Annotated in this window: 20 protein-coding genes; 12 read left to right on the forward strand and 8 right to left on the reverse strand. The window is 42.9% G+C overall.

Translation table 11 applies throughout. The features are described 5' to 3' along the window. Nucleotides 1-24: 24 nt before the first annotated feature. The gene (locus C0V77_RS13550) at nucleotides 25-2,715 is read right to left on the reverse strand and encodes a T9SS type A sorting domain-containing protein (RefSeq protein WP_101726873.1); all 2,691 of its coding nucleotides are present in this window, start codon (nucleotides 2,713-2,715) and stop codon (nucleotides 25-27) included. A 309-nt stretch (nucleotides 2,716-3,024) separates the two neighbouring features. Between C0V77_RS13550 and C0V77_RS13555 the strand changes: the two genes are divergently transcribed. Then, the gene (locus C0V77_RS13555) at nucleotides 3,025-4,926 is read left to right on the forward strand and encodes an ATP-dependent DNA helicase RecQ (protein WP_101726874.1); all 1,902 of its coding nucleotides are present in this window, start codon (nucleotides 3,025-3,027) and stop codon (nucleotides 4,924-4,926) included. Between the two features lie 5 nt (nucleotides 4,927-4,931). Next, on the forward strand, nucleotides 4,932-5,414 hold the full coding sequence (gene moaC, locus C0V77_RS13560; RefSeq protein ID WP_101726899.1) for a cyclic pyranopterin monophosphate synthase MoaC: 483 nt from the start codon (nucleotides 4,932-4,934) through the stop codon (nucleotides 5,412-5,414). Between the two features lie 11 nt (nucleotides 5,415-5,425). On the opposite strand, the gene C0V77_RS13565 is transcribed toward moaC, so the two are convergent. Further along, nucleotides 5,426-5,842 carry a molybdenum cofactor biosynthesis protein MoaE gene (locus C0V77_RS13565; RefSeq protein ID WP_101726875.1) on the reverse strand — a complete coding sequence of 139 codons (417 nt, stop codon included), beginning with the start codon at nucleotides 5,840-5,842 and terminating at the stop codon, nucleotides 5,426-5,428. A 24-nt stretch (nucleotides 5,843-5,866) separates the two neighbouring features. Beyond that, on the reverse strand, nucleotides 5,867-6,109 hold the full coding sequence (moaD, locus tag C0V77_RS13570; RefSeq protein ID WP_101726876.1) for a molybdopterin converting factor subunit 1: 243 nt from the start codon (nucleotides 6,107-6,109) through the stop codon (nucleotides 5,867-5,869). Nucleotides 6,110-6,274: 165 nt separating this feature from the next. On the opposite strand from moaD, the gene blaOXA reads away from it, so the two are divergent. After that, nucleotides 6,275-7,063 carry a class D beta-lactamase gene (gene blaOXA / locus C0V77_RS13575; protein ID WP_101726877.1) on the forward strand — a complete coding sequence of 263 codons (789 nt, stop codon included), beginning with the start codon at nucleotides 6,275-6,277 and terminating at the stop codon, nucleotides 7,061-7,063. Between the two features lie 117 nt (nucleotides 7,064-7,180). Here the strand turns inward: blaOXA and C0V77_RS13580 are convergent, their stop codons facing one another. Continuing rightward, nucleotides 7,181-7,762 carry an NUMOD4 domain-containing protein gene (locus C0V77_RS13580; RefSeq protein WP_101726878.1) on the reverse strand — a complete coding sequence of 194 codons (582 nt, stop codon included), beginning with the start codon at nucleotides 7,760-7,762 and terminating at the stop codon, nucleotides 7,181-7,183. A gap of 207 nt (nucleotides 7,763-7,969) precedes the next feature. Between C0V77_RS13580 and C0V77_RS13585 the strand changes: the two genes are divergently transcribed. After that, nucleotides 7,970-8,332: a CoA-binding protein gene (locus C0V77_RS13585; protein ID WP_101726879.1), complete on the forward strand. Its 363-nt coding sequence runs from the start codon at nucleotides 7,970-7,972 to the stop codon at nucleotides 8,330-8,332. A gap of 68 nt (nucleotides 8,333-8,400) precedes the next feature. On the opposite strand, the gene C0V77_RS13590 is transcribed toward C0V77_RS13585, so the two are convergent. Further along, on the reverse strand, nucleotides 8,401-9,069 hold the full coding sequence (locus C0V77_RS13590; protein ID WP_101726880.1) for a YdcF family protein: 669 nt from the start codon (nucleotides 9,067-9,069) through the stop codon (nucleotides 8,401-8,403). A 121-nt stretch (nucleotides 9,070-9,190) separates the two neighbouring features. Here C0V77_RS13590 and C0V77_RS13595 point away from each other — a divergent pair, with 121 nt between their 5' ends. Continuing rightward, a complete protein-coding gene (locus C0V77_RS13595; RefSeq protein WP_101726881.1) occupies nucleotides 9,191-9,493 on the forward strand; it encodes a YtxH domain-containing protein in 303 nt (100 codons plus the stop codon). A gap of 42 nt (nucleotides 9,494-9,535) precedes the next feature. Here the strand turns inward: C0V77_RS13595 and C0V77_RS13600 are convergent, their stop codons facing one another. Further along, on the reverse strand, nucleotides 9,536-9,952 hold the full coding sequence (locus C0V77_RS13600) for a hypothetical protein (protein ID WP_143706096.1): 417 nt from the start codon (nucleotides 9,950-9,952) through the stop codon (nucleotides 9,536-9,538). Nucleotides 9,953-10,192: 240 nt separating this feature from the next. Here C0V77_RS13600 and C0V77_RS13610 point away from each other — a divergent pair, with 240 nt between their 5' ends. Together C0V77_RS13610 and C0V77_RS13615 are read left to right on the forward strand one after the other, a co-directional pair. Next, entirely contained in the window at nucleotides 10,193-10,975 is a 783-nt protein-coding gene (locus C0V77_RS13610) for a TIGR00266 family protein (RefSeq protein WP_101726884.1), read from the forward strand. A gap of 179 nt (nucleotides 10,976-11,154) precedes the next feature. After that, a complete protein-coding gene (locus tag C0V77_RS13615; RefSeq protein WP_101726885.1) occupies nucleotides 11,155-11,991 on the forward strand; it encodes a sugar phosphate isomerase/epimerase in 837 nt (278 codons plus the stop codon). A gap of 52 nt (nucleotides 11,992-12,043) precedes the next feature. Here C0V77_RS13615 and C0V77_RS13620 read toward each other — a convergent pair whose 3' ends face one another. Both C0V77_RS13620 and C0V77_RS13625 read right to left on the reverse strand, forming a co-directional pair. Then, the gene (locus tag C0V77_RS13620; RefSeq protein WP_101726900.1) at nucleotides 12,044-12,625 is read right to left on the reverse strand and encodes a ribonuclease HII; all 582 of its coding nucleotides are present in this window, start codon (nucleotides 12,623-12,625) and stop codon (nucleotides 12,044-12,046) included. Nucleotides 12,626-12,635: 10 nt separating this feature from the next. After that, nucleotides 12,636-14,024 carry an MATE family efflux transporter gene (locus C0V77_RS13625; RefSeq protein WP_173830547.1) on the reverse strand — a complete coding sequence of 463 codons (1,389 nt, stop codon included), beginning with the start codon at nucleotides 14,022-14,024 and terminating at the stop codon, nucleotides 12,636-12,638. Nucleotides 14,025-14,395: 371 nt separating this feature from the next. Here C0V77_RS13625 and plsY point away from each other — a divergent pair, with 371 nt between their 5' ends. The 5 genes from plsY (at nucleotide 14,396) to C0V77_RS13650 (ending at nucleotide 19,760) form a co-directional block, all read left to right on the forward strand. Next, the gene (gene plsY, locus C0V77_RS13630; protein ID WP_229236279.1) at nucleotides 14,396-14,998 is read left to right on the forward strand and encodes a glycerol-3-phosphate 1-O-acyltransferase PlsY; all 603 of its coding nucleotides are present in this window, start codon (nucleotides 14,396-14,398) and stop codon (nucleotides 14,996-14,998) included. Nucleotides 14,999-15,132: 134 nt separating this feature from the next. Beyond that, the gene (locus C0V77_RS13635; RefSeq protein ID WP_101726886.1) at nucleotides 15,133-16,512 is read left to right on the forward strand and encodes a dipeptidase; all 1,380 of its coding nucleotides are present in this window, start codon (nucleotides 15,133-15,135) and stop codon (nucleotides 16,510-16,512) included. Between the two features lie 160 nt (nucleotides 16,513-16,672). Continuing rightward, nucleotides 16,673-17,791, forward strand: coding sequence for an FG-GAP and VCBS repeat-containing protein (locus tag C0V77_RS13640; RefSeq protein ID WP_101726887.1), 1,119 nt, complete (start codon nucleotides 16,673-16,675; stop codon nucleotides 17,789-17,791). 70 nt (nucleotides 17,792-17,861) lie between these two features. Then, nucleotides 17,862-18,689, forward strand: coding sequence for an N-acetylmuramic acid 6-phosphate etherase (murQ, locus tag C0V77_RS13645; protein ID WP_173830549.1), 828 nt, complete (start codon nucleotides 17,862-17,864; stop codon nucleotides 18,687-18,689). 81 nt (nucleotides 18,690-18,770) lie between these two features. After that, nucleotides 18,771-19,760 carry a VWA domain-containing protein gene (locus tag C0V77_RS13650; RefSeq protein WP_101726888.1) on the forward strand — a complete coding sequence of 330 codons (990 nt, stop codon included), beginning with the start codon at nucleotides 18,771-18,773 and terminating at the stop codon, nucleotides 19,758-19,760. The last annotated feature ends 258 nt before the right edge of the window (nucleotides 19,761-20,018 follow it).

Here is a 20,018-nt window from a genome sequence, read left to right on the forward strand (position 1 = left end):
TCGGTATAATGTATTAATACTTAATTAATGGCTCACCACAAATCTTTTTACAATAATGCCGTTTTCTGTATGCAAACGCACCAGATAGGTGCCTGCATTCAGGCTTCTTACATCTATTTTCTCGTAAAACATACTAATATCGGTGAGGTACTCGCGGTCCATCATTTTTTTGCCGTTTGCCCCCAATACTTCCATTTTTACGCGGCCAGGTTTGGGCAGGGTGGCTGTAATCTGGATTTCGTCTGGTGATGGATTAGGTGCCAATGTAATTGTTTTCTCAAGACCGGGTTCAACAGCCAGTATCGGGGCGGGTGGTTTCATCTGTATTTTCAGGTTATCAATAGCCCAGCCCCAGCCATGAACCAACTGGTCGCTAAACAATCTGAAGCGCAACAAAATGGTTTCTCCGGCTACAAAAGTACCACTGTTAAGCATCTTGATAGTTCTGGTTCTAAAAAGGCTTTGCTTTCCTACCCCTTTTGAATCATTAACCTTTTCTGTTTCGCCATTCTGATTTATATACGTACTTTCCTCAAAATTATTATAAGTCTTTACCCACTCACTATTGACAGACACATCATACCCATCTTCAAAGGGCTCCCAAGATGCTCCACCGTCATAAGAGCCTTCTACCACCACATAATCAAAGAAATTGGTACTTCCGTATGAGGCACCGGCTTCACCAGGCTCAACCAAAACAATTTCATCAAAAGTAATATTGGCAGAATCTTTCTGATTTTTCAACTCAATAGGCTTTAAGAACAAGGCCATTGTATTTGATTCCAGATACTCGTCTCCACCGTTTTTATAGGGATGCGCCGAGTGTAAACCACCGTCGTCAAATCCGGATGGCTGCCGGATATCCCATCCACCGATTCCGATAAAATCAGCATTAGGGGTATTAAAATCGGTGCTGTATTCTCTCACCGGCACTTGCGTGTTCAGGTCTGTAACCACAAACTCAAAGTAATCAGGTGAAAGCGTTACATTTTTGCCGGGTGTATTAAAGTAAGAAGGAATAATTGTTGTGTTTTTGTTCTTTGAATTATCAATGGCCACAATTCTATACAAAACGCGGTCTCCTTTTTGCAGGTTGCCAAAGAGTTCTTTGCCCAGATAGGCATATACATCATTTCTTCCCTGCGAATAGCGCTTGTCGTCTGTTTCCGGATTATACTTTTTCAAACCAACAGCCGGTTTTGCCTGCCCATTCACCAGATACTCTACGTAAACAGTATCTATACCGTGTTCAAAGTCGTCTTCGGCGTTCAGAAAAACATCCGGCTTTGTTGCGGGTGGCACAAAAGTAAGCGGAACAGCCGTTACAAATGGCGCTGAAATATCTGCTGCGCCTACCTGAAAACCATAAAAGCCTTTTGATGGCGCTTCAGCCGGAGAAGTATTGGTGCGCTTGTAGTTGTCTTGTACTACCAGATAATATCTGATAACCGCACCGGGTTTACTAACCGGAATAGTGGCAGTGTATTCGTCAGTATTGGCTACACGTACCAAATCAAGAACCTTGGCCTTACTGATGGAATCGTCTTCTGAATAATACAACTTGGCACTGCCTGCCACCAGTGTAGTGTCACTCGTTATTCTGGCCGATATCTTTACACTGGAAACAAAGTTTTCAATGCTTTTAACAGGTGTATGCACCAGAGAGGTGCTCTTCCAGCCCATATCAGCAAACATATTGCGTACCAGTGGGCCGGGGTCACGAATTACCTCACGCAAACTGGCTCTGGAGGTCATTAAGGAATTATCATTACCCGATGTATAAGTGTTATCGTCAAGGTGAGAAACGCTGGACCCCGGCTCATACACAATTGGTGCATAAAGCTTGGGTTTTTCGTCCCCTTTCATCTGAGACATCGGGCTGTTAAAAAAAAGATTGTTTCCTATTAACTGCTGACGCAATGCAGAAGACGGATTGGCGAACAAAGTGGTATTAAGTAATTTCTGGCCGGTGCCGTTTTCCATAAACTGGTCAAAAATAATCGGGTATCCGGTGCTATACCCCCACGATGCCGTTGTAGAGGTAGCCGTTGAACTCATGGAAGAGGTAAAGCCCAGGCCATGGCACAGCTCATGTAATACAACGGATGTGAAGTCGAACTGATTACGGGCCGGAGCGCCACTACCTAAATACCAGTTGGCAGAACTGTTAAACTCTGCTCTTATATCATAATCATTAATTGAGTTAAGTTCTTTCCCAGCAATTTTTTCAGCGAGGGCAATCGGATACCAGGTACCTGATTTTTGCTGCCCGGGAAAATTGCGTGTAAAATCGGCCGGGCTTGCCTGCCCCAGAATAGTACTGGTGGCACTGTTACTCTGGATGTCATGCCAGATGGCAAGCACACGGATAGGCACCGGCGAACTAAGTATAGACGCCCAGATATCTACCGCCTGCTGAAATGCCTTTTGCGCTTCTGGTGTAAACCCTTCATAGGTAACTATAAATGTGGTTGAAGTAGCCGCTGTGGTTCTTGAGCTTTTCGCTTTCAGGGCTGCCTGAACATCTTTAGCCGGGGGCACGTAGGTGTTTGCATCAACAAAATCGCCGGGGCACACTATCATATTGCCCTTCATAAACTCTATTTTGCCGGTGTTGGGTTTTGCAAGGTCTTTATCACGTGGGCTATTTGGCTTTTGAGCCAGTGCTGACATGACGGTAAAAGCCAGTAAGCCGGAAAGGTAAAGTTTTCTCATATTTTTATATCAATTCCTGTTTTTCAAAGTCTATTTTAAATTACGTAATCTGCCAGGTTTAGGTTGCTGACAAAATTCTATACAAGGTATAAATTCTAACGCATAAAATCACATTTTGTACAAACTCAAAGCCAGATTTAATGATTGATACACGCTATACCTGGTACGTTAAGTTTATCGGCTGTTCATTTTGGTATTATGTCACCGTTGCTTAATTAAACAAACATCTTTTATACCCCGGCCTGGGTTAATGTATTAACGGCCGAACTCTGTATCTTTGCATGTTAGACGGAAACTGCGTTTTGAACGATGCAAGCATCAAAAGAAATATTACTGAAATACTGGCAGTATGATTCGTTCCGGCCATTACAGGAAAACATCATTAATTCTGTACTGCAAGGAAACGACACCCTGGCTATAATGCCTACAGGTGGTGGCAAATCTGTTTGCTTTCAGGTACCTGCCATGCAAATGGACGGTGTTTGCATTGTTATAACTCCGCTGATTGCTCTGATGAAAGATCAGGTTGAACAGCTGAAAAGACGCGGTATCAAGGCAGCAGCCATTTACTCAGGCATGCACCGGACAGAGATTGACTATACTCTGGATAACTTTGTATATGGCGACTTCAAGTTTTTGTATGTGTCGCCCGAGCGCTTACTGACTGAGATTATGCAAGAGCGCACCAAACGTATGAAAGTGTGCTTACTGGCGGTTGATGAAGCCCACTGTGTTTCTCAATGGGGGTACGATTTCCGCCCGCCGTATCTTAAAATTCCGGAATTCAGGAAATTTGCGCCCAAGGCGCCTATGATAGCCCTTACGGCAACGGCAACAAAAGATGTAAAGCAGGATATTATCCAAAAACTGGGCTTTCAGAACACTCAGATTTTCCAGCAAAGTTTTGCCCGGCCAAATATTTCTTACTCGGCTTTTTGCGAGGAAAGCAAAGAACGTAAACTCTTTGAGATACTCATGAAAGTACAGGGCTGCGCTATTGTGTATGTGCGAAGCCGCAGAAGAACCAAAGAGATTTCTGACTGGCTGAATAGCAACCGCATCAGGTCTGAGTACTACCATGCCGGGCTTTCAATGGCTGAACGCTTCAGAAAACAGGAAGCCTGGATAAAAAATCAGGTAAGGGTTATAGTGGCTACCAACGCATTTGGCATGGGTATAGACAAACCCGACGTGCGGGTGGTTGTGCACCTGGACCTGCCTGAAAACCTGGAGGCATATTATCAGGAATCAGGGCGGGCAGGGCGTGACGGGCTGAAGTCTTACGCCATTCTGTTATATTTTAAAGCTGACCTGAAAGATATTTACAAGCAGGTTGAGCAGAAGTATCCGCCTATTGAAGCGCTTAAACGAACGTATCAGGCATTGGCTAACTACTTCAGGCTGGCAATGGGTGGCGAAAACTTTGAAAGTTATGATTTTGATTTTCAGGAGTTCATCGGCACTTTCGGGTTGATGGCCAACGATACGCACCATGCCCTGAAAAAACTGGAAGACGAAGGGCTCATTCAGCTAAGCGACTCATATTTCAGCCCCTCGAAGTTCCGTTTCAAGGTTGATAATCATGAGTTATATAATTTTCAGATTAAAAACGAGAGTTACGACAGGTTTACTAAATTGCTGCTACGTATGTATGGCGGGCATTTGTTTACCGACTTCACCACTATATCAGAAAGCGCCATAGGCCGGAATTTCTATGCGCAACCCGGCGAAGTTGAAAAAATGCTTACGTACCTGAATCAGGCAGGTATAGCCGATTACCAGAAACAGAAAAGCAGCCCGCAACTGACTTTTCTGACGGCAAGGCAGGATGCCGACTATCTTTCGATTAACCGTGTAGAATTTGAACGACGTAAAAAGAAAGAAATAGAAAAAGTAGAAGCCGTAGTGCAGTTTGCTCAGGAAGAACGTCTTTGCCGTATGCAGTTTTTGCAGGAGTATTTCGATGAATTTACCGAGGCCAGCTGTGGCATTTGTGATAATTGCCTGAAGCGCAAAAAAAGAGATGTACCTTTTGATACTTATGCCCGATACCGCCAGAAAATTCTGGAGATTCTACCGGCAGACATTAACCAGATAATGAGTTATCATTTTTTTGAAAACAAAGACTTTATTGCAGAGGTTATCAGAAGAATGCTGGAAAGCGAAGAGGTGTGGTATAGCGAATTGGGTATTTTACAGAAAAAACAATAATGAATATGGCAGAATTTACACATATAGACGCCAACGGAAACCCCACCATGGTTGACGTAGGAGGAAAGCAAATCAGCAGACGGCTGGCAAAAGCACGTAGCATTGTGGTGGTAGATGATGAGATACTTGCCCAACTGCAACACGACGAAATACACACCAGAAAAGGGCCGGTGTTTCAGACCGCCATTATTGCCGGGGTAATGGCTGCCAAACGTACCGGAGAGCTGATACCTCTTTGCCATCCGCTGGGGCTGGAAAACTGCCAGGTTAGTATTAGTGTTAATGTGCAAAAAGAAATAGTAATAGAATGCACTGCCTCACTGACAGGTAAAACCGGTGTAGAAATGGAAGCGCTTACAGGTGCCAGCGTAGCAGCACTCACTATTTATGATATGTGTAAGGCATTTTCTCATAATATTATCATCAAAGAAACCCGTTTGATTGAAAAAACAGGTGGCAAAAGAGATTTTAAGCTGGAAGCCCGGTAACAGAAGTGCTATCAGGGTGTGGCAGATACCCATATTTCACCATCTTCAAATATTTCTTTTTTCCAGATAGGCACGGTTTCTTTCAGGGTATCAATTACATATTCGCAGGCGTCGAAAGCGGCCTTCCTATGAGCAGCCGACACTGCAATTACCACGGGTACTTCTCCGATTGCAAGCGTACCCACCCTATGATGAACAGCAATTTTCTTTAATGAAAAAGCTACCAGGGCTGCCTCAGCAATTTTCTTCATTTCTGATATTGCCATAGGCTCATAGGCTTCAAAATCAAGCCGCACTACTGCTTTGCCGTGGGTGGCGTTTCGTACTGTACCTACGAAAGTTACAATACCACCAGCATCGGCTGTTTTCACAAAGTCGAGGCAGGCCTGTTCAGATAGTGTTGTATGCAATAGTTGAATGTCAATCATTTTTCAAATTCATTAAAGCCACAATTACCCGCCACTTACCGGGGGAATCAGCACTATTTCATCGTTTTCATTTAATAGCATGGGGTCTTCGGCATAGGCTTCGTTCAGTGCAATACGTAACGATTTCAATTGGCCAAAAGCCGGAAACTGTGCTGCCAAGTGTTTCTTGAGGTCGGCCACAGTGGCATTGGCAGGCATTGAGACCTTATACTCAAACTGCCCGATGATATCGCGGGTTATCCCAAAACACAGTACTTTCAGATTCATATTTAAGCGGCCTTTAAGTCTTTTTCAACTATCAGCTAATTTGCATTGTTTCTCACAAAAAAGAATAAAAATATGTTCAGAAATTGAATCATCCATCTATATTTCCTATCTCTTTTGCGTATTTTTGCAAGAAACCAATCCAAAATTAACCCGCGCTTCTTTAGAATGAAAAAACTACTTGCTTTTATTTTTTCTCTTTGCGTATTATTTGAACTTTCTGCACAGAAAGTTCAGGATTTCAGCTCTTATTTTAAGGAAAAAGACCTTGAAGGCGGTTTTTTTATGTACAACTACCAAAAGAAAGAATATGTTGTAAGCAATAAGGCAGAGTTTTTAAAAGTAACTTCCCCAGCCTCAACTTTTAAAATACTAAATTCGCTGATAGCCCTGGAAACCGGAGCCATTAAAGATGAAAATGAAGTAATTAAATGGGACGGGCAGGAGCGGTCGCAAAGTGCATGGAATGCCGACCACGACCTGAAGAATGCTTATAAGAACTCAACGGTCTGGTTTTATCAGGAGCTTGCCCGACGAATAGGCGAAGACAAATACCGGAGTTACCTGAAAGCCTGTAACTACGGAAACCAAGACATAAGTGGAGGGCTTACAACCTTCTGGCTGGGTTCAAGTATGCTGATTTCGCCCAAGAACCAGCTTGAATTTTTAGTAAAACTTCATGAAGAAAAATTACCTTTCTCTAAAAGGACGTTTGACATCATAAAAAAAATAATGATTCGAGAGCAAACTCCGGAATACCTGCTACGTGCAAAAACCGGATGGTCTAATTTCCCACCTACCGATATAGGCTGGTTTGTTGGTTACATAGAAGCCAAAAGCAACACCTATTTTTTTGTTACCAGAGTGTATAAACCCATAGATAAGAAACTACCATCTTTTGGCGCCGCCCGAGTTGAAATTACCAATAACATTCTAAAAGCACTTCATATACCTTAAGCATCGGGTTTCGACTTAAAGCTCAGGTTAGTATAGCACATGTTAACAAAGCTGCATTTTACTGAGGGCTTTTTGGGGTTAAGGGCTCATTTGCATAACGTCTTAATAGAGGTGCAGTTATTCGTCTAATTTCAAATGCCCCCAGTTTTCTCCAGAGCGTATGCGGTTCAATTGTGTGTGAGTAATACCAAACTGCTTGGCTATCATTTTCAGGCGTGTATTTTCGTTCTGCAACATTTTTTTTATCATGCGCACTTTCGTCTCGGTCAGTTTATAATTTTTGGTATTTCTGGGTACCGGTTTGTTTTTCACTGCGGGATTCTCACGGTTATGCTCAACCATTTCATCTTTGGTTACCCATTTCAGGTTTTCAAAATGGTTGTTCATCTTATCGAAGTCCAGGTGTATTACAAACTTATGGTCGGGACTTTCTCTTTTTACAAAGGTTTCGGCAACAAGCTTGTGGATATAACGGTTAAACGTTTTCCCTTTAGGCAACCTAACATTCAAAGACCTGTAGCCTTGTATAACCGAGCCTTTAATAATTGTTCCTTTTACGTCACTCTGCAGGCTGCGCAGCCTGCCAAAATTTGAGACCTCATAACGCGGAGGGTTCTCAACACCTTCTACATTTATTACAACGGGGGTCCATCGTTCAGCCCACAGGGCATTTTTTTCGCTATTCAGTCCTCGGTTCATCACAAAAAAAATTTAATCTTAACTATATTCAATCAATGCAAAAAAATTATGCCAGCAAAATAGGTAGTACAACCCATCTGACAGGATTATCCTCGCATATTAAACAGCATTTCAGTTGGTAAATTGTTCTTACGGGCTTGCTTAATGTATTATTAAGGAACAAAACCGGCTTCGGGTAATGTTATTTAACTATAACAGATTAAGACAATGTCAAAAAAAACATTAATCATTGGTGCATCAACCGACCCCGCCCGATATGCATTCCTGGCAGCCAACAGATTGCTGAATCACGGTCATGAAATTGAACTGATAGGTAGAGATACAGGGAATATCGGTAATAAAGAAATACAGACAAGCAAACCAAACCTGGATGGCATTGATACCGTAACTATGTATGTAAGCCCGAAACACCAGCCTGAATATTACGATTACATTGTGAGCCTGAAGCCCAAAAGAGTAATATTTAACCCAGGAACCGAAAATACAGAATTTGAAGACCTACTTGCCAAAAACAATATAGAGCCTTTAGAAGCCTGCACACTTGTTATGCTGTCAACAGGGCAATATTAATTCTGAAATTCTGGTTTAAAATAAAATCATGGATTTTTTTGCCAATTATTTTATTGGGCGGAAAAAATTCAGCTTGCCATGCGCCCTTCATAGCCTGCTTCAATTAGTTTTTCATAGGCACTCCATACCTCTTCAGGAATATCCATGGGTATCAGAAACCCTCTTTCGGGGTAAATTTTCAACCGTTGCAGGTCTCCGGTCATGTTGCTGATTACCCTTTCTTTGCTGATACCGTTTTGTGCGCAACGGCTCAGGTAGGTGTCGTACGTATCAGCAAGAGCAGAAACCACAAAATCAAACTCTTTAAACTGAACCATAGCGGTTGCATAGGTTCGCCTGATCATATACGGCTTCTGCACCAGAATAAAGCTGCGGAATTTAAGCTGCTGAGCCTGTATTAGTTTCTTGGTAAATATAAAGTTCTCGCCTGTGTTTGTAGCCTCATTTTCCAGAATAATGGCTTGGGGTGGCACTCCTTTTTTAACTGCAATGTCAAAGAAAGCCTCGGCCTCTGTTTTGGGCACTGTGTTTCGTAATTCGCCGGCAGGCCTCACAACCCCACCCGAAAAAATAATAGATGGAGCCATGCCGTTTTGGTAAAGTTGAGAGGCGTAGTCGGCCACTGAGGGGTCATGGCTACCTAAAACAAAAATGCAGTCGGCCTTTTTAATTGTTTGTTTAAGAAAATGATAATCATATAGTATTCTGGCGTAAGTATCAATCAAGTTATCTGTCATCAAGAGAGCATTTTTAGCTAAGACAAAAATATAGATTATCAGAGCAAGTTTCAGACACTTTTATCAGATAATTTCGTTTTACAATAAAGTATGATTTTAAACTAAAGCATATATTAAGACCATGATTAACGCAAAACATCTGGCCACTTTTGTACTCGGAGCAGTTGCAGGGGTAGCATTACACAAATATTTACAAACCGAAGAGGGTGAAAAGGCCCTTGAAAACCTGAAAGACAAGGCCGGTAAACTAAAGGATGAAGCCGAAGGCGCCATTGACAAAGCACCTGAGTATTTCGAGAAACTGAAAACCGAAGGAGCCGAAGAACTGAAAGAACATTTTCCGGGTATTGAAAAATTTCTGCAGGATTTTTTTGCCAGAAATACCGGTAGCCAGACACCGCCATCACCTGAACCTCAGGCCTGATTAAACAATTAAAGCCGGCTAGGTAGCCGGCTTTAATTGTTTTTACACCTTTTTAATTGTAAAGATGATTCGGTAATTCTCAAGACTGATAGGGTCAGGCGTTGACGGATACGGAGAAACCTCAGTTACTTCAATTGCATACGTAGTTCCATTTAATATAACAGTTGTTTTGGGAGTTTTTGAGTTGTCGGCGTATAACTCTACCGAGGCATCTTTGGAAACGTTGTTTTCAGTAACACTGAAATAAACCTTTACCATACCTGCCCAAACACATACCACATTTTTGGGGCAGCGGCTGTCTTCTATTTTTGTAACCTTCACAGATACGCCTTCCTGAAGCATTACTGCCTGCGCGTAAGACATCTCAATTTTACCACCTAAATTAGCCTGAGGCTCTGCCGTCTCTTTTGAGCACGCGGTTGCCATTGCAACCAGCATAATTACCATTAACTTTTTCATAAATCCTGTAAATTTAATTTGCACAAGCGTTAAGCCTTCCGTTTGCGTTGAAAACTGCCGTTTTGTAGATGTCTATAAAATGTTTTTCTACTATGATACTGAATACCGGCAATTGGTTGGAAAAAAACAATATAAAAAAACAACCACTCCAATGTGGCGCTTGCCCATTTATGTAGTTTTTTTTGAAGTTTTTATTCTTAAACCTATATATTCGCCTCATCATTTTAATCCATTAAAGACATGCGTTCTCACGAAATTGATTACAAAATATTTGGCGAAGATATCCAGATTGTAGAAATAGAACTGGACCCTTACGAAACCGTTATAGCAGAAGCCGGTTCAATGCTTTTTATGGAAGACGGCATACAGTTTGAAACCAAAATGGGTGACGGCTCGCAACCCCAGCAAAGCATTTTCGGCAAATTGCTTCAGGCTGGCTCAAGGGTGTTAATGGGTGAGTCAGTTTTTATGACCCACTTCACCAATACAACTTCAAACATGAAGCGCAAAGTGGCATTTGCCGCTCCGTATCCGGGCACAATCAAGGCTGTTGACCTGGCCAATATTATGGGCAACACGCTTATTGTGCAAAAAGACGCATTCTTGTGCGCAGCTAAGGGAACTAGTATTTCAATACATTTTAATCAACGCCTGGGCTCGGGTTTCTTTGGGGGCGAAGGCTTTATTCTTGAAAAAATACAGGGCGACGGCATGGCCTTTATCCACTCGGGTGGTGTGGTAATTGAGCGCCAGTTAAATAATGAAACCCTTCGTATTGATACAGGTTGTGTGGTTGGCTTTGAGCCTCAGCTACAGTTTGACATTGAGCGTTCGGGAAGCCTTAAATCAATGATTTTTGGTGGTGAGGGTCTTTTTCTGGCAACGCTTCGCGGTACAGGGAAGGTCTGGATACAATCTTTACCGATTTCTAAGCTGATTCAGCGCCTGTCGCCGTATGGTGGCAATGCCAACAAAGAAAGCGGCTCAATTCTGGGCGGGCTGGGCAATATATTTGAAAGCTAAGATTTCAGGCACTTTATATTTATAGGCACAGGCAAATAGCGGCTTGTGCCTTTTTTTATGAGCAAAAGCGGTTTACTCTAGCGTTTTCACAAAAAAAATCATAATCTTAATCTTAAAGGTTTTGTAAAATCAGCTAAATTGCCAAGTGTTATTAAAAAATCAAACCTTCTTTCAAAACTATGAATATTAACCGCAGAAAATTCCTGCAGCAATCTGCTTCTTTGGCTGCTATGGCACTAATAGCAAACAGAGTAGATGCCAAAGAAACCCTTAAACAATTTGGTTGCCAGCTTTACAGTATACGCGATGTGCTGCCTAAAGACCCAAGAGGTTATATGAAACAATTGGCCGATATGGGCTATAAATATTTTGAGAGTTATTCAAAAGACCCACTATGGGGAATGTCGCCCAAAGATGCCAAGGCGTTTTTGTCTGATATAGGCGTAAAAATGGTGAGTACGCACCTGGGACTACAGGAAACCAACGAGGAAATGATTGCCAAATGTGCCGAAGCCGGTTTAAGCTATGTAATTTGCCCGGCTATTGGGATGCAACCCTCGGCAGACGCCTGGAAAAAGAAAGCAGAAACTTTTAACCAACATGGCGAAACCTGCAAAAAATATGGTTTGCGTTATGGCTACCACAATCACTCATACTCGTTTCAGAATGCCAACGGGGTAAAAGGTCAACGTATTTTGTTAGAGAATACCGACCCGTCATTAGTATGTTTTGAATTAGATATGTGCTGGATTGAAGCCTCTGGCGAAGATACACTGGCGCACTTGAAAGAATACGGCAAACGCTATGAACTTTGCCATATTAAACAATTGGAAACCAAAGACCCAAGACCCAAACAAACCGATTTGGAAAAAGGTATTATTGACTACAAACAATTGATTCGTGCCGGTAAAGATGCCGGTATCAGATATTATCTGGTAGAACAGGAGCAATATCCGGTTAGCCCGATTGAAAGTATGAAAAACGATGCCGCTTATCTGAAGACGCTTTCTTTCTAAGCGATGATTTTATAAGTAAAAACCCTTGTAGCGCGTCAGCTTTACAGGGGTTTTATTGTTTTACGCCCCTGAATGTAAGCCGGTGGTAAGGCGACAGCCCATGCTGCAGAATGGCGTTCCGGTGATGAATGGTAGGATACCCGGCATTGATATGCCAGTTATAATGCGGATACTCGGCGCTTAGTTTTTCCATCAGGTCGTCGCGATAGGTTTTAGCCAGAATTGAGGCGGCCGCTATGGATAAAAACCGGGAATCTCCCTTAATAATGCAGGTGTGCGGAATAAGCGGATAAGGCACAAACCGATTACCGTCAATCAGCAGGTGTTCAGGTCTGGTAGCCAAGGCATCAACCGCCCGGTGCATGGCCAGAAAACTGGCTTTCAGAATATTTATTTTATCAATTTCTTTTTCAGATGCCTCCGCTATTTGATAAGCAACGGCCTCTTTCATTATTTCTACGCGCAGGCTGTTTCTCTGGGTTTTGGTTAATTGTTTGGAGTCATTCAGCCAGCTATGTTTATAATCTTTGGGTAAAATAACGGCGGCAGCCACTACCGGGCCTGCCAGACAGCCCCTTCCGGCCTCGTCAAGCCCTGCTTCAATCAGATTTTCGTTATAATATGACCTGAGCAACTCGTGACTTTTAAGCATCTTGTATTTCCAATTGATAATGTTCAGTCTTTTTGAGCTTGCCCACCATATAATAGAACCTTGTAGTGAGCAATCCGGCCGAAATGGTTAAGCCGGCAAAGAGGCCAATCCATATACCGACGGCATCTTGCTTGAGGTTAAAACCCAGAAAATAACCTAGTGGCAAAGCTACAACCCAATAGGCAAACATGGTAATCCAGGTAGGAATATTTACATCGGCAATGCCACGCAGAATACCCAGCGCCACTACCTGTATGCCGTCAGATAACTGAAATACAGCTGCTATGAGCATTAACTTACCGGCCAGCACAATTACTTCGGCATCTGATATATACAGTTCTACCAGAAAACGGTTCAGCACAATAATGAGCAACATCATGATGGTCATGAAAGTACCCACCAGCAGCAATGCCACATTGCCAGACATCTTTATCTTTCTGATGCTCCTCAGCCCCCTGCCCTCACCTACCCTGATAGCCCCGGCTACACCCAACCCAGAGGCCATCATGTACGTGGTTGAGGCTATATTAATGGCAATCTGGTGCGCAGCCAACTGGGTTTCGCCCAACCAGCCCATCATCACCACTGCCAACGAAAAGGCCGCAATCTCAAAGAAAAACTGCAAACCACTGGGTACGCCAATCTTAAAAATCAGTTTCACCAAATCGGCAACCGGCAGCGGGTTATAAATACTTTTCAGGTAATCTTTAAAAGCGCTTGCCCTGTATAAATACAGTAGCATCACCATAAACATCAGAGCCTTTGTCAGAAGGGTAGAAACCGCCGCTCCGTTAAGCCCCATTTTAGGCAAACCCAGATACCCATTGATTAAAAGTACATTTAATACAAAATTGACAATCAGCCCGATGATGGTAATCATCATGGCAACTTTGGTTTTTGAAAGTCCGTCTGATAATTGTTTGGAAGCAATAAACAAAAACGTGAATACATTAGAAATCAGAATGATGCCCATAAAAGCGGGCGATTTTTCATTGATTTCGGCCGATTGCTGAAAAACTTCAAAGAAAGTAATGCACAAAAAACCAATGATACCCATAAAAAGACCGAACCATCCGGCCGCCCAAAGGGCTGCCCGAAATAACCGGTTTACCTCTGCGGCATTCTGCTCTGCTTTTGCTTTTGAGATAAGCGGCGCCACAACAGCCAACCCACCCACACCGATAGACGATATAAGAAAGGCAATTGAATTGGCTATGCCTGCCACACCCAGACCGATTTTACCCAGATAGTGGCCTACCATGATATTATCGGTTACGCCCATCAGTATAGAGCCCAGTTGGGCCACAATAATAGGCAAAGCCAGTAAAACAGTTTTTTTTGCCTCGTCCCGAAAAGCAAGTGATAATAGATTAATACTCATACGATGTTGCGGAAGTTACCCCAAAGAATGGCCACACAACCCAGCTTTATTGCCAGATTAAACCAGTGATTTCAAAAAGACAACACCGCCTCAGTAAAAAAAATTTACTGACTGACAAAAAAAACATTTTGTTAATCTGTTGCAAGGGCTACTTATGCTGGATATAGGAGGCTTGAAAGCATGAACAGGAAAGTTAGTATGCACGAATACTGTTTAAGCGAAATATACAATTTTATTAAAAAAATTTATGCACATAAAATATTAATTATAAGCATTTTATAGATTTTAATGAATTTTTAAATCTTTAAATCTCACAATATTTATATAGCTTTGCAAATCAATATCAAAACTAAAGAAAATTTATGATTGTAATGGGCGTTGTTTTAGCCTATTTGCTGGGATCTATTCCTACTGCTGTTTGGTACGGAAAAATTTTTCATGGCGTTGACGTCCGTCAACATGGCAGTGGTAATGCCGGGGCAACTAACTCTTTACGCACCTTCGGCCGCAAAGCAGGCATAATCGTACTGCTCATCGATTTTCTCAAAGGTTTTCTGGCAGTAGAAGCAGCCCATCTGCTTTTTCCTGATGCTAATAAATATCTCTTTCTGCTCATGGGTATTGCAGCCGTGGCCGGCCACCTGTTCCCGGTGTTTGCCCAATTCAGAGGCGGCAAAGGAGTAGCCACGGCACTGGGTGTTATTGCTGCTTCGTTCCCTTACACAGTTATCATCTGCCTGGCAGTTTTTCTGCTTATTGTTTTTACTACAAGATACGTTTCTTTAGGCTCCATTCTGAGTGCGCTGTTCTTTCCGATACAGATAGCCTTTAATGTGTGGGGAATAAACCCTGATAAAGACCCCTACTATCTGGCATTTGGCTGTGTTTTATTTGTGGTTCTGGTATTTACTCATCGCCACAACATTCAACGCTTAATGAACGGAACCGAAAATAAGTTCGGCACTAAGAAATAAAAGCGGTTAGCCAAATTCCTTGTATTCTCTGCGGCAATTCTTTTACTTTGTGTAAAGACAGCAGGCTTTTTGCTTTCTGTTACCATGCAAATAACTATCTGCCTCGCCTTGCAAGGGCGCTTCAACAAAATATTATGAGTACTTACATCAACCAGAACAAAGACCGTTTTCTGAACGAGTTGTTTGATTTCCTGAGGATTCCGTCTGTCAGTGCCGATTCTAAATTTCAGCCTGATATGATTCGTGCAGCCGAATACATCAAAGAAAAGTTACAGCAGGCAGGCCTTGATAAAGCCGAAATATGCCCCACAGCCGGGCACCCGGTAGTATATGCCGAAAAAATAGTGGATGCCTCTTTACCTACTATTCTGGTTTACGGACACTACGATGTGCAACCTGCTGACCCTTATGAACTGTGGGATTCGCCACCGTTTGAACCTACCATCAAACAAACAAAGATTCACCCAGAAGGGGCTATTTTTGCCCGTGGGTCATGCGACGACAAAGGCCAGATTTACATGCACGTAAAAGCCATTGAAATGATGCTGGCCGAAGGGCATCTGCCTTGCAATGTAAAGATTATGTTTGAAGGAGAAGAAGAGGTAGGATCTGAAAACCTGGGTACGTTTGTAAAAGAGAACAAAGAGAAACTAAAGGCTGATGTGATTCTGATTTCAGATACTTCTATCATCGCTAATGATATACCATCAGTTGAAACAGGTTTACGCGGATTAACCTACATGGAAGTTTCTGTAACCGGACCAAACCGTGATTTGCACTCGGGTGTTTATGGTGGCGCTGTGGCAAACCCTGTAAATGTATTGTGCCAGATGATTGCCTCTATGCACGATGCCGACGGTAAAATAACTGTAAAGGGTTTTTATGATAAAGTAGTTGAATTAACACCCGAAGAACGCGATGCCCTGGAAGCCGCACCGTTCAGCATAGAAGAATATAAAGCTGACCTTGATATTGCCGAAGTAACCGGCGAAAAGGGATACACCACTCGTGAGCGTGCGTCTATCCGCCCGACACTGGATGTAAACGGTATCTGGGGAGGTTATACCGGCGAAGGCTCAAAAACGGTTTTACCATCAAAGGCATTTGCCAAAATATCAATGCGTTTAGTGCCTGACCAGGACTGGGAAGAAATAGCAGACCTGTTTGATGCGCATTTCAGAGCCATTGCACCGCCTACTGTAAAGGTAACAGTTACCCGCCACCACGGAGGGCAACCTTATGTTACCCCTACCGAATCGGCCGGATATAAAGCAGCCATGCTGGCTATGGAAGAAGCCTTTGGCAAAAAGCCTGTGCCTACCCGTGGCGGAGGCAGCATACCGATTGTTTCTCTGTTCGAAAAAGAACTGGGATTAAAATCTATCTTGTTTGGCTTCGGGCTAGACTCTGACGCGCTGCATTCGCCTAATGAGCATTATGGCCTGGTGAACTTCTACAAAGGCATAGAAACTATTCCTTTGTTTTATAAGCATTATGCTGAATTAATGAAATAACTATCTACGCAATCAGAAAGTCCTCTACATCCACGAGGGCTTTCTGCTGTTTATATACCTTCCATTCGCTGCCTGGCACAAAGTTTATTATCTGTTGAATCGTAATCAATTAATTTTATTGTAAACTTTGTAGTATGTTTTACTGATTCCCCTTCAACCTATGAAAACTTTCCTTTTCTGTGTGCTTTCAATACAGCTATGCTTGGCACAAAATCCTAATTTTATACCTCAAACTATAGATAATCAGGTAAGTATCGGCTATGGACTGGCCATTGGTGATGTAGACGGCGACAAACGACCCGATATATTATTGGCTGACCAGAAACAGTTTGTATGGTATAGAAACGGCGACTGGAAACGCTTTGTGATGATTGAAAACCTGACCTTCCGAGATAATGTGTGCATAGCCGCACGAGACATAGACGGTGATGGCAAAGTAGAAGTAGCAGTTGGCGCCAACTGGAATCCGGCCGAGACGAACGACCCCATAAAATCAGGTTCGGTGCATTATCTGATTCGTCCTGCTGACCCTACACAAAAATGGGAGGCTGTGGAGTTGCATCATGAGGTAACCATTCACCGTATGAAATGGGTAAAGGCCAAAAATAAATATCAACTGGTGGTAGTACCGCTGCATGGTTTAGGCAACCGCAATGGTGTAGGTGCGGGTGTAAAAATATGGGCTTATGAAGTACCAAAGAATGTAAAGTCGGAATGGAAGCGCAATCTGATTGACTCAACCATGCACCTGACCCATAATTTTGAAGTAAAAGAAGAGAAGACCACCACATACCTTACCATCGGAGGCAAGGAAGGGCTTCGCACCTATCAGTACACCAGCAAATGGGAGAAAGCGGGTAAAGAACACAAAAACATGATGATAGGTGAACTGAAATATGCAGAAGTAAACAAAAATGGCTATTTTGCAACCGTTCAGCCCATGCATGGCAATAAGCTGGTTTGGGTAAGCGATAACCGTGAGCCGCAAGTGCTGAATGAAAACCTGAATCAGGGGCATGCGCTAGCCTTAGCCGATTTTCTGAAACTGGGCAGGCCACAGATAGCCGTAGGCTGGCGTGAACCAAATAAGGATAAAAAGGTAGGTATTCAATTCTATATACCTGATGCCACTTTTACCCAATGGACTGAACACATTATTGACGACAACACAATGGCCTGCGAGGACATGCAGTGTGCGGATATGGACGGCGACGGCCGTTTGGATATTATTGCCGCAGGGAGAGCGAGTAAGAACCTGATAATATATTGGAATAAATAGGTGCATTGCTGTTCTATAAGCTCTGGCGCATCTAAATTAAAACTTTTAAAAACACTACGAATAGCAGAATATGTCTCTTGGCTTAGAAAAACTGGCAACAGAATCGAGTTCGCATTACGATAATCTTGAAAAGATGTCGGTGCATGAACTGCTCATCAATATTAATAAAGAAGATAAAACGGTACCCGATGCCGTAGAAAAGTGCATTCCGCAGATAGAAGCATTGGTTAGCCAGATAGTACCACGCATGAAAACCGGGGGCAGGATTTTCTACATCGGTGCCGGAACGAGCGGCCGTTTAGGTATTGTAGATGCCTCTGAGTGCCCCCCTACTTTCGGGGTGCCACACGGCATGGTCGTAGGAATTATGGCCGGTGGAGACAAGGCTATCAGAAAAGCCGTTGAAAACGCCGAAGATGATATTGAACAGGCATGGATAGACCTGGCGGAATATAAAATAAACGATAAAGATACCCTCATTGGCATTGCAGCATCAGGTAGAACGCCGTATGTAGTAGGTGGCTTAAAAACTGCCCGCCAGCACGGTATCCTGACAGGCTGTGTGGTTTGTAACGCCGGAAGTGCCGTTGCCGCTGAAGCCGAATACCCGGTTGAAGCCGTAGTAGGCCCTGAATTTGTAACAGGTAGCACGCGCATGAAAGCAGGTACGGCACAGAAGCTAGTGCTGAACATGATTTCAACGGCAGTAATGATTCAGTTAGGCAGGGTACGGGGCAACAAAATGGTAGACATGCAACTCACCAATCTGAAATTGATTGAACGTGCCACACGAATGGTAATGCAAGAGCTGAAAATACCCCACGAAGAAGCCCACGCACTAGTACTAAAACACGGCAGCGTAAGAAATGCAGTAGATTATTACAAGCAATCCTTATAATCACTCAATCACTCATTCACAAATCACTCAATAGCTAATAGGTACTCACTCATTCACTCAATAATTATTCACTAATTACAAATGTGGGATTGGTTCTCGATAGACTGGCTTAAATGGGAAACCCTGCGTTCGTTCGTTTGGGCTGAACGGGTGTATCTGTATTGCATTGCGGGCATCCCATTTTTGTTTTTGTTACGCTGGCTGTTTTATAACCGCGGCCAACAGAAACTGGGCTTATCGTTGAGCAACCCTCAGCTAAAACCCAGCTTAATTAGTTATTTACGGTTCCTGCCGCCACTTTTTTTTGTGCTGGGCATTGCCTTTGTTTTGTTATCACTGGCGCGTCCGCAACGTGTACGAGAAAGCAAAGAACAGTTTTCAGAAGGGATTGATATTATGCTGGCGATGGATATTTCGGAGTCTATGCTTGAAAAAGACCTGAACCCAAACCGCCTTGATGCTGCTAAAAATGTAGCGCGTGAATTTATCAAAGGCCGTTTTCAGGACCGGATCGGGCTGGTTATTTTCGCCGCCGATTCTTATTCTATCTGTCCGCTTACGACCGACTACGATATGCTGAATGAGTATCTGGATGAGATAAACAGTAACATGATAAAAACCTCGGGTACAGCCATTGGCAGTGCTTTGGCGACCTGTATCAACCGCCTGCGTGAGGTACCCGGCAACAGTAAAGTAGCCATCATATTAAGTGATGGTGATAATACCGCAGGAACGCTAGACCCGCTTACGGCTGCCGATTTAGCCAAGTCGTTCGGTATAAAGGTGTACACCATTCTGGTGGGAAAAGACAGCCAGAATGTAAAAGTAGATGAAAGCACCCTTAAGAAAATTGCCCGGCAGGGTAACGGACAGTTTTTTACAGCCACCGACAACCAGACACTACAGAATATTTTTGCACAAATTAACCGACTTGAAAAAGTAAAAATCAAAGACAGCATCTACCGCGATGTAGAAGACTTTTACTACATCTATCTCAACTGGGCAGTAGTTTTTCTACTCACCGCCTTTTTCTTTAAAAATACCTTTGTAGGGAATATATTGGAGGATTGAGGGGAGGGAAGTCAAATTGTGGGAGGCTGTCCCACAATTTGACTTTGTTGCATTGTTCCATTTACACTAGTGCAATGCCAAATTTTACGTTGAAACAGTTTTATTTATAGTTTCTGATATATTGAAAGAAAGCTATTTATTGCCATTAAATAATCCCTTAATTAGGGAAACCTTATGAGAGATAAGTAATTAAATATCAGCGTATTACATAAAAAAACAACCCCGAAAACTGCCAATTTCTTGGAATTTCGGGGTTTT

It is taken from the genome of Emticicia sp. TH156 (assembly GCF_002855535.1).
In the GTDB taxonomy this organism is placed as follows: Bacteria; Bacteroidota; Bacteroidia; order Cytophagales; family Spirosomataceae; genus Emticicia; species Emticicia fluvialis.

Excerpts from the sequence above, each read along its gene's own strand:
- C0V77_RS13550 (WP_101726873.1), bottom strand. The coding sequence starts at position 2,715 with ATGAGAAAACTTTACCTTTCCGGCTTACTGGCTTTTACCGTCATGTCA.
- C0V77_RS13555 (WP_101726874.1), top strand. The coding sequence starts at position 3,025 with ATGCAAGCATCAAAAGAAATATTACTGAAATACTGGCAGTATGATTCG.
- moaC (WP_101726899.1), top strand. The coding sequence starts at position 4,932 with ATGGCAGAATTTACACATATAGACGCCAACGGAAACCCCACCATGGTT.
- C0V77_RS13565 (WP_101726875.1), bottom strand. The coding sequence starts at position 5,842 with ATGATTGACATTCAACTATTGCATACAACACTATCTGAACAGGCCTGC.
- moaD (WP_101726876.1), bottom strand. The coding sequence starts at position 6,109 with ATGAATCTGAAAGTACTGTGTTTTGGGATAACCCGCGATATCATCGGG.
- blaOXA (WP_101726877.1), top strand. The coding sequence starts at position 6,275 with ATGAAAAAACTACTTGCTTTTATTTTTTCTCTTTGCGTATTATTTGAA.
- C0V77_RS13580 (WP_101726878.1), bottom strand. The coding sequence starts at position 7,762 with ATGAACCGAGGACTGAATAGCGAAAAAAATGCCCTGTGGGCTGAACGA.
- C0V77_RS13585 (WP_101726879.1), top strand. The coding sequence starts at position 7,970 with ATGTCAAAAAAAACATTAATCATTGGTGCATCAACCGACCCCGCCCGA.
- C0V77_RS13590 (WP_101726880.1), bottom strand. The coding sequence starts at position 9,069 with ATGACAGATAACTTGATTGATACTTACGCCAGAATACTATATGATTAT.
- C0V77_RS13595 (WP_101726881.1), top strand. The coding sequence starts at position 9,191 with ATGATTAACGCAAAACATCTGGCCACTTTTGTACTCGGAGCAGTTGCA.
- C0V77_RS13600 (WP_143706096.1), bottom strand. The coding sequence starts at position 9,952 with ATGAAAAAGTTAATGGTAATTATGCTGGTTGCAATGGCAACCGCGTGC.
- C0V77_RS13610 (WP_101726884.1), top strand. The coding sequence starts at position 10,193 with ATGCGTTCTCACGAAATTGATTACAAAATATTTGGCGAAGATATCCAG.
- C0V77_RS13615 (WP_101726885.1), top strand. The coding sequence starts at position 11,155 with ATGAATATTAACCGCAGAAAATTCCTGCAGCAATCTGCTTCTTTGGCT.
- C0V77_RS13625 (WP_173830547.1), bottom strand. The coding sequence starts at position 14,024 with ATGAGTATTAATCTATTATCACTTGCTTTTCGGGACGAGGCAAAAAAA.
- plsY (WP_229236279.1), top strand. The coding sequence starts at position 14,396 with ATGGGCGTTGTTTTAGCCTATTTGCTGGGATCTATTCCTACTGCTGTT.
- C0V77_RS13635 (WP_101726886.1), top strand. The coding sequence starts at position 15,133 with ATGAGTACTTACATCAACCAGAACAAAGACCGTTTTCTGAACGAGTTG.
- C0V77_RS13640 (WP_101726887.1), top strand. The coding sequence starts at position 16,673 with ATGAAAACTTTCCTTTTCTGTGTGCTTTCAATACAGCTATGCTTGGCA.
- murQ (WP_173830549.1), top strand. The coding sequence starts at position 17,862 with ATGTCTCTTGGCTTAGAAAAACTGGCAACAGAATCGAGTTCGCATTAC.
- C0V77_RS13650 (WP_101726888.1), top strand. The coding sequence starts at position 18,771 with ATGTGGGATTGGTTCTCGATAGACTGGCTTAAATGGGAAACCCTGCGT.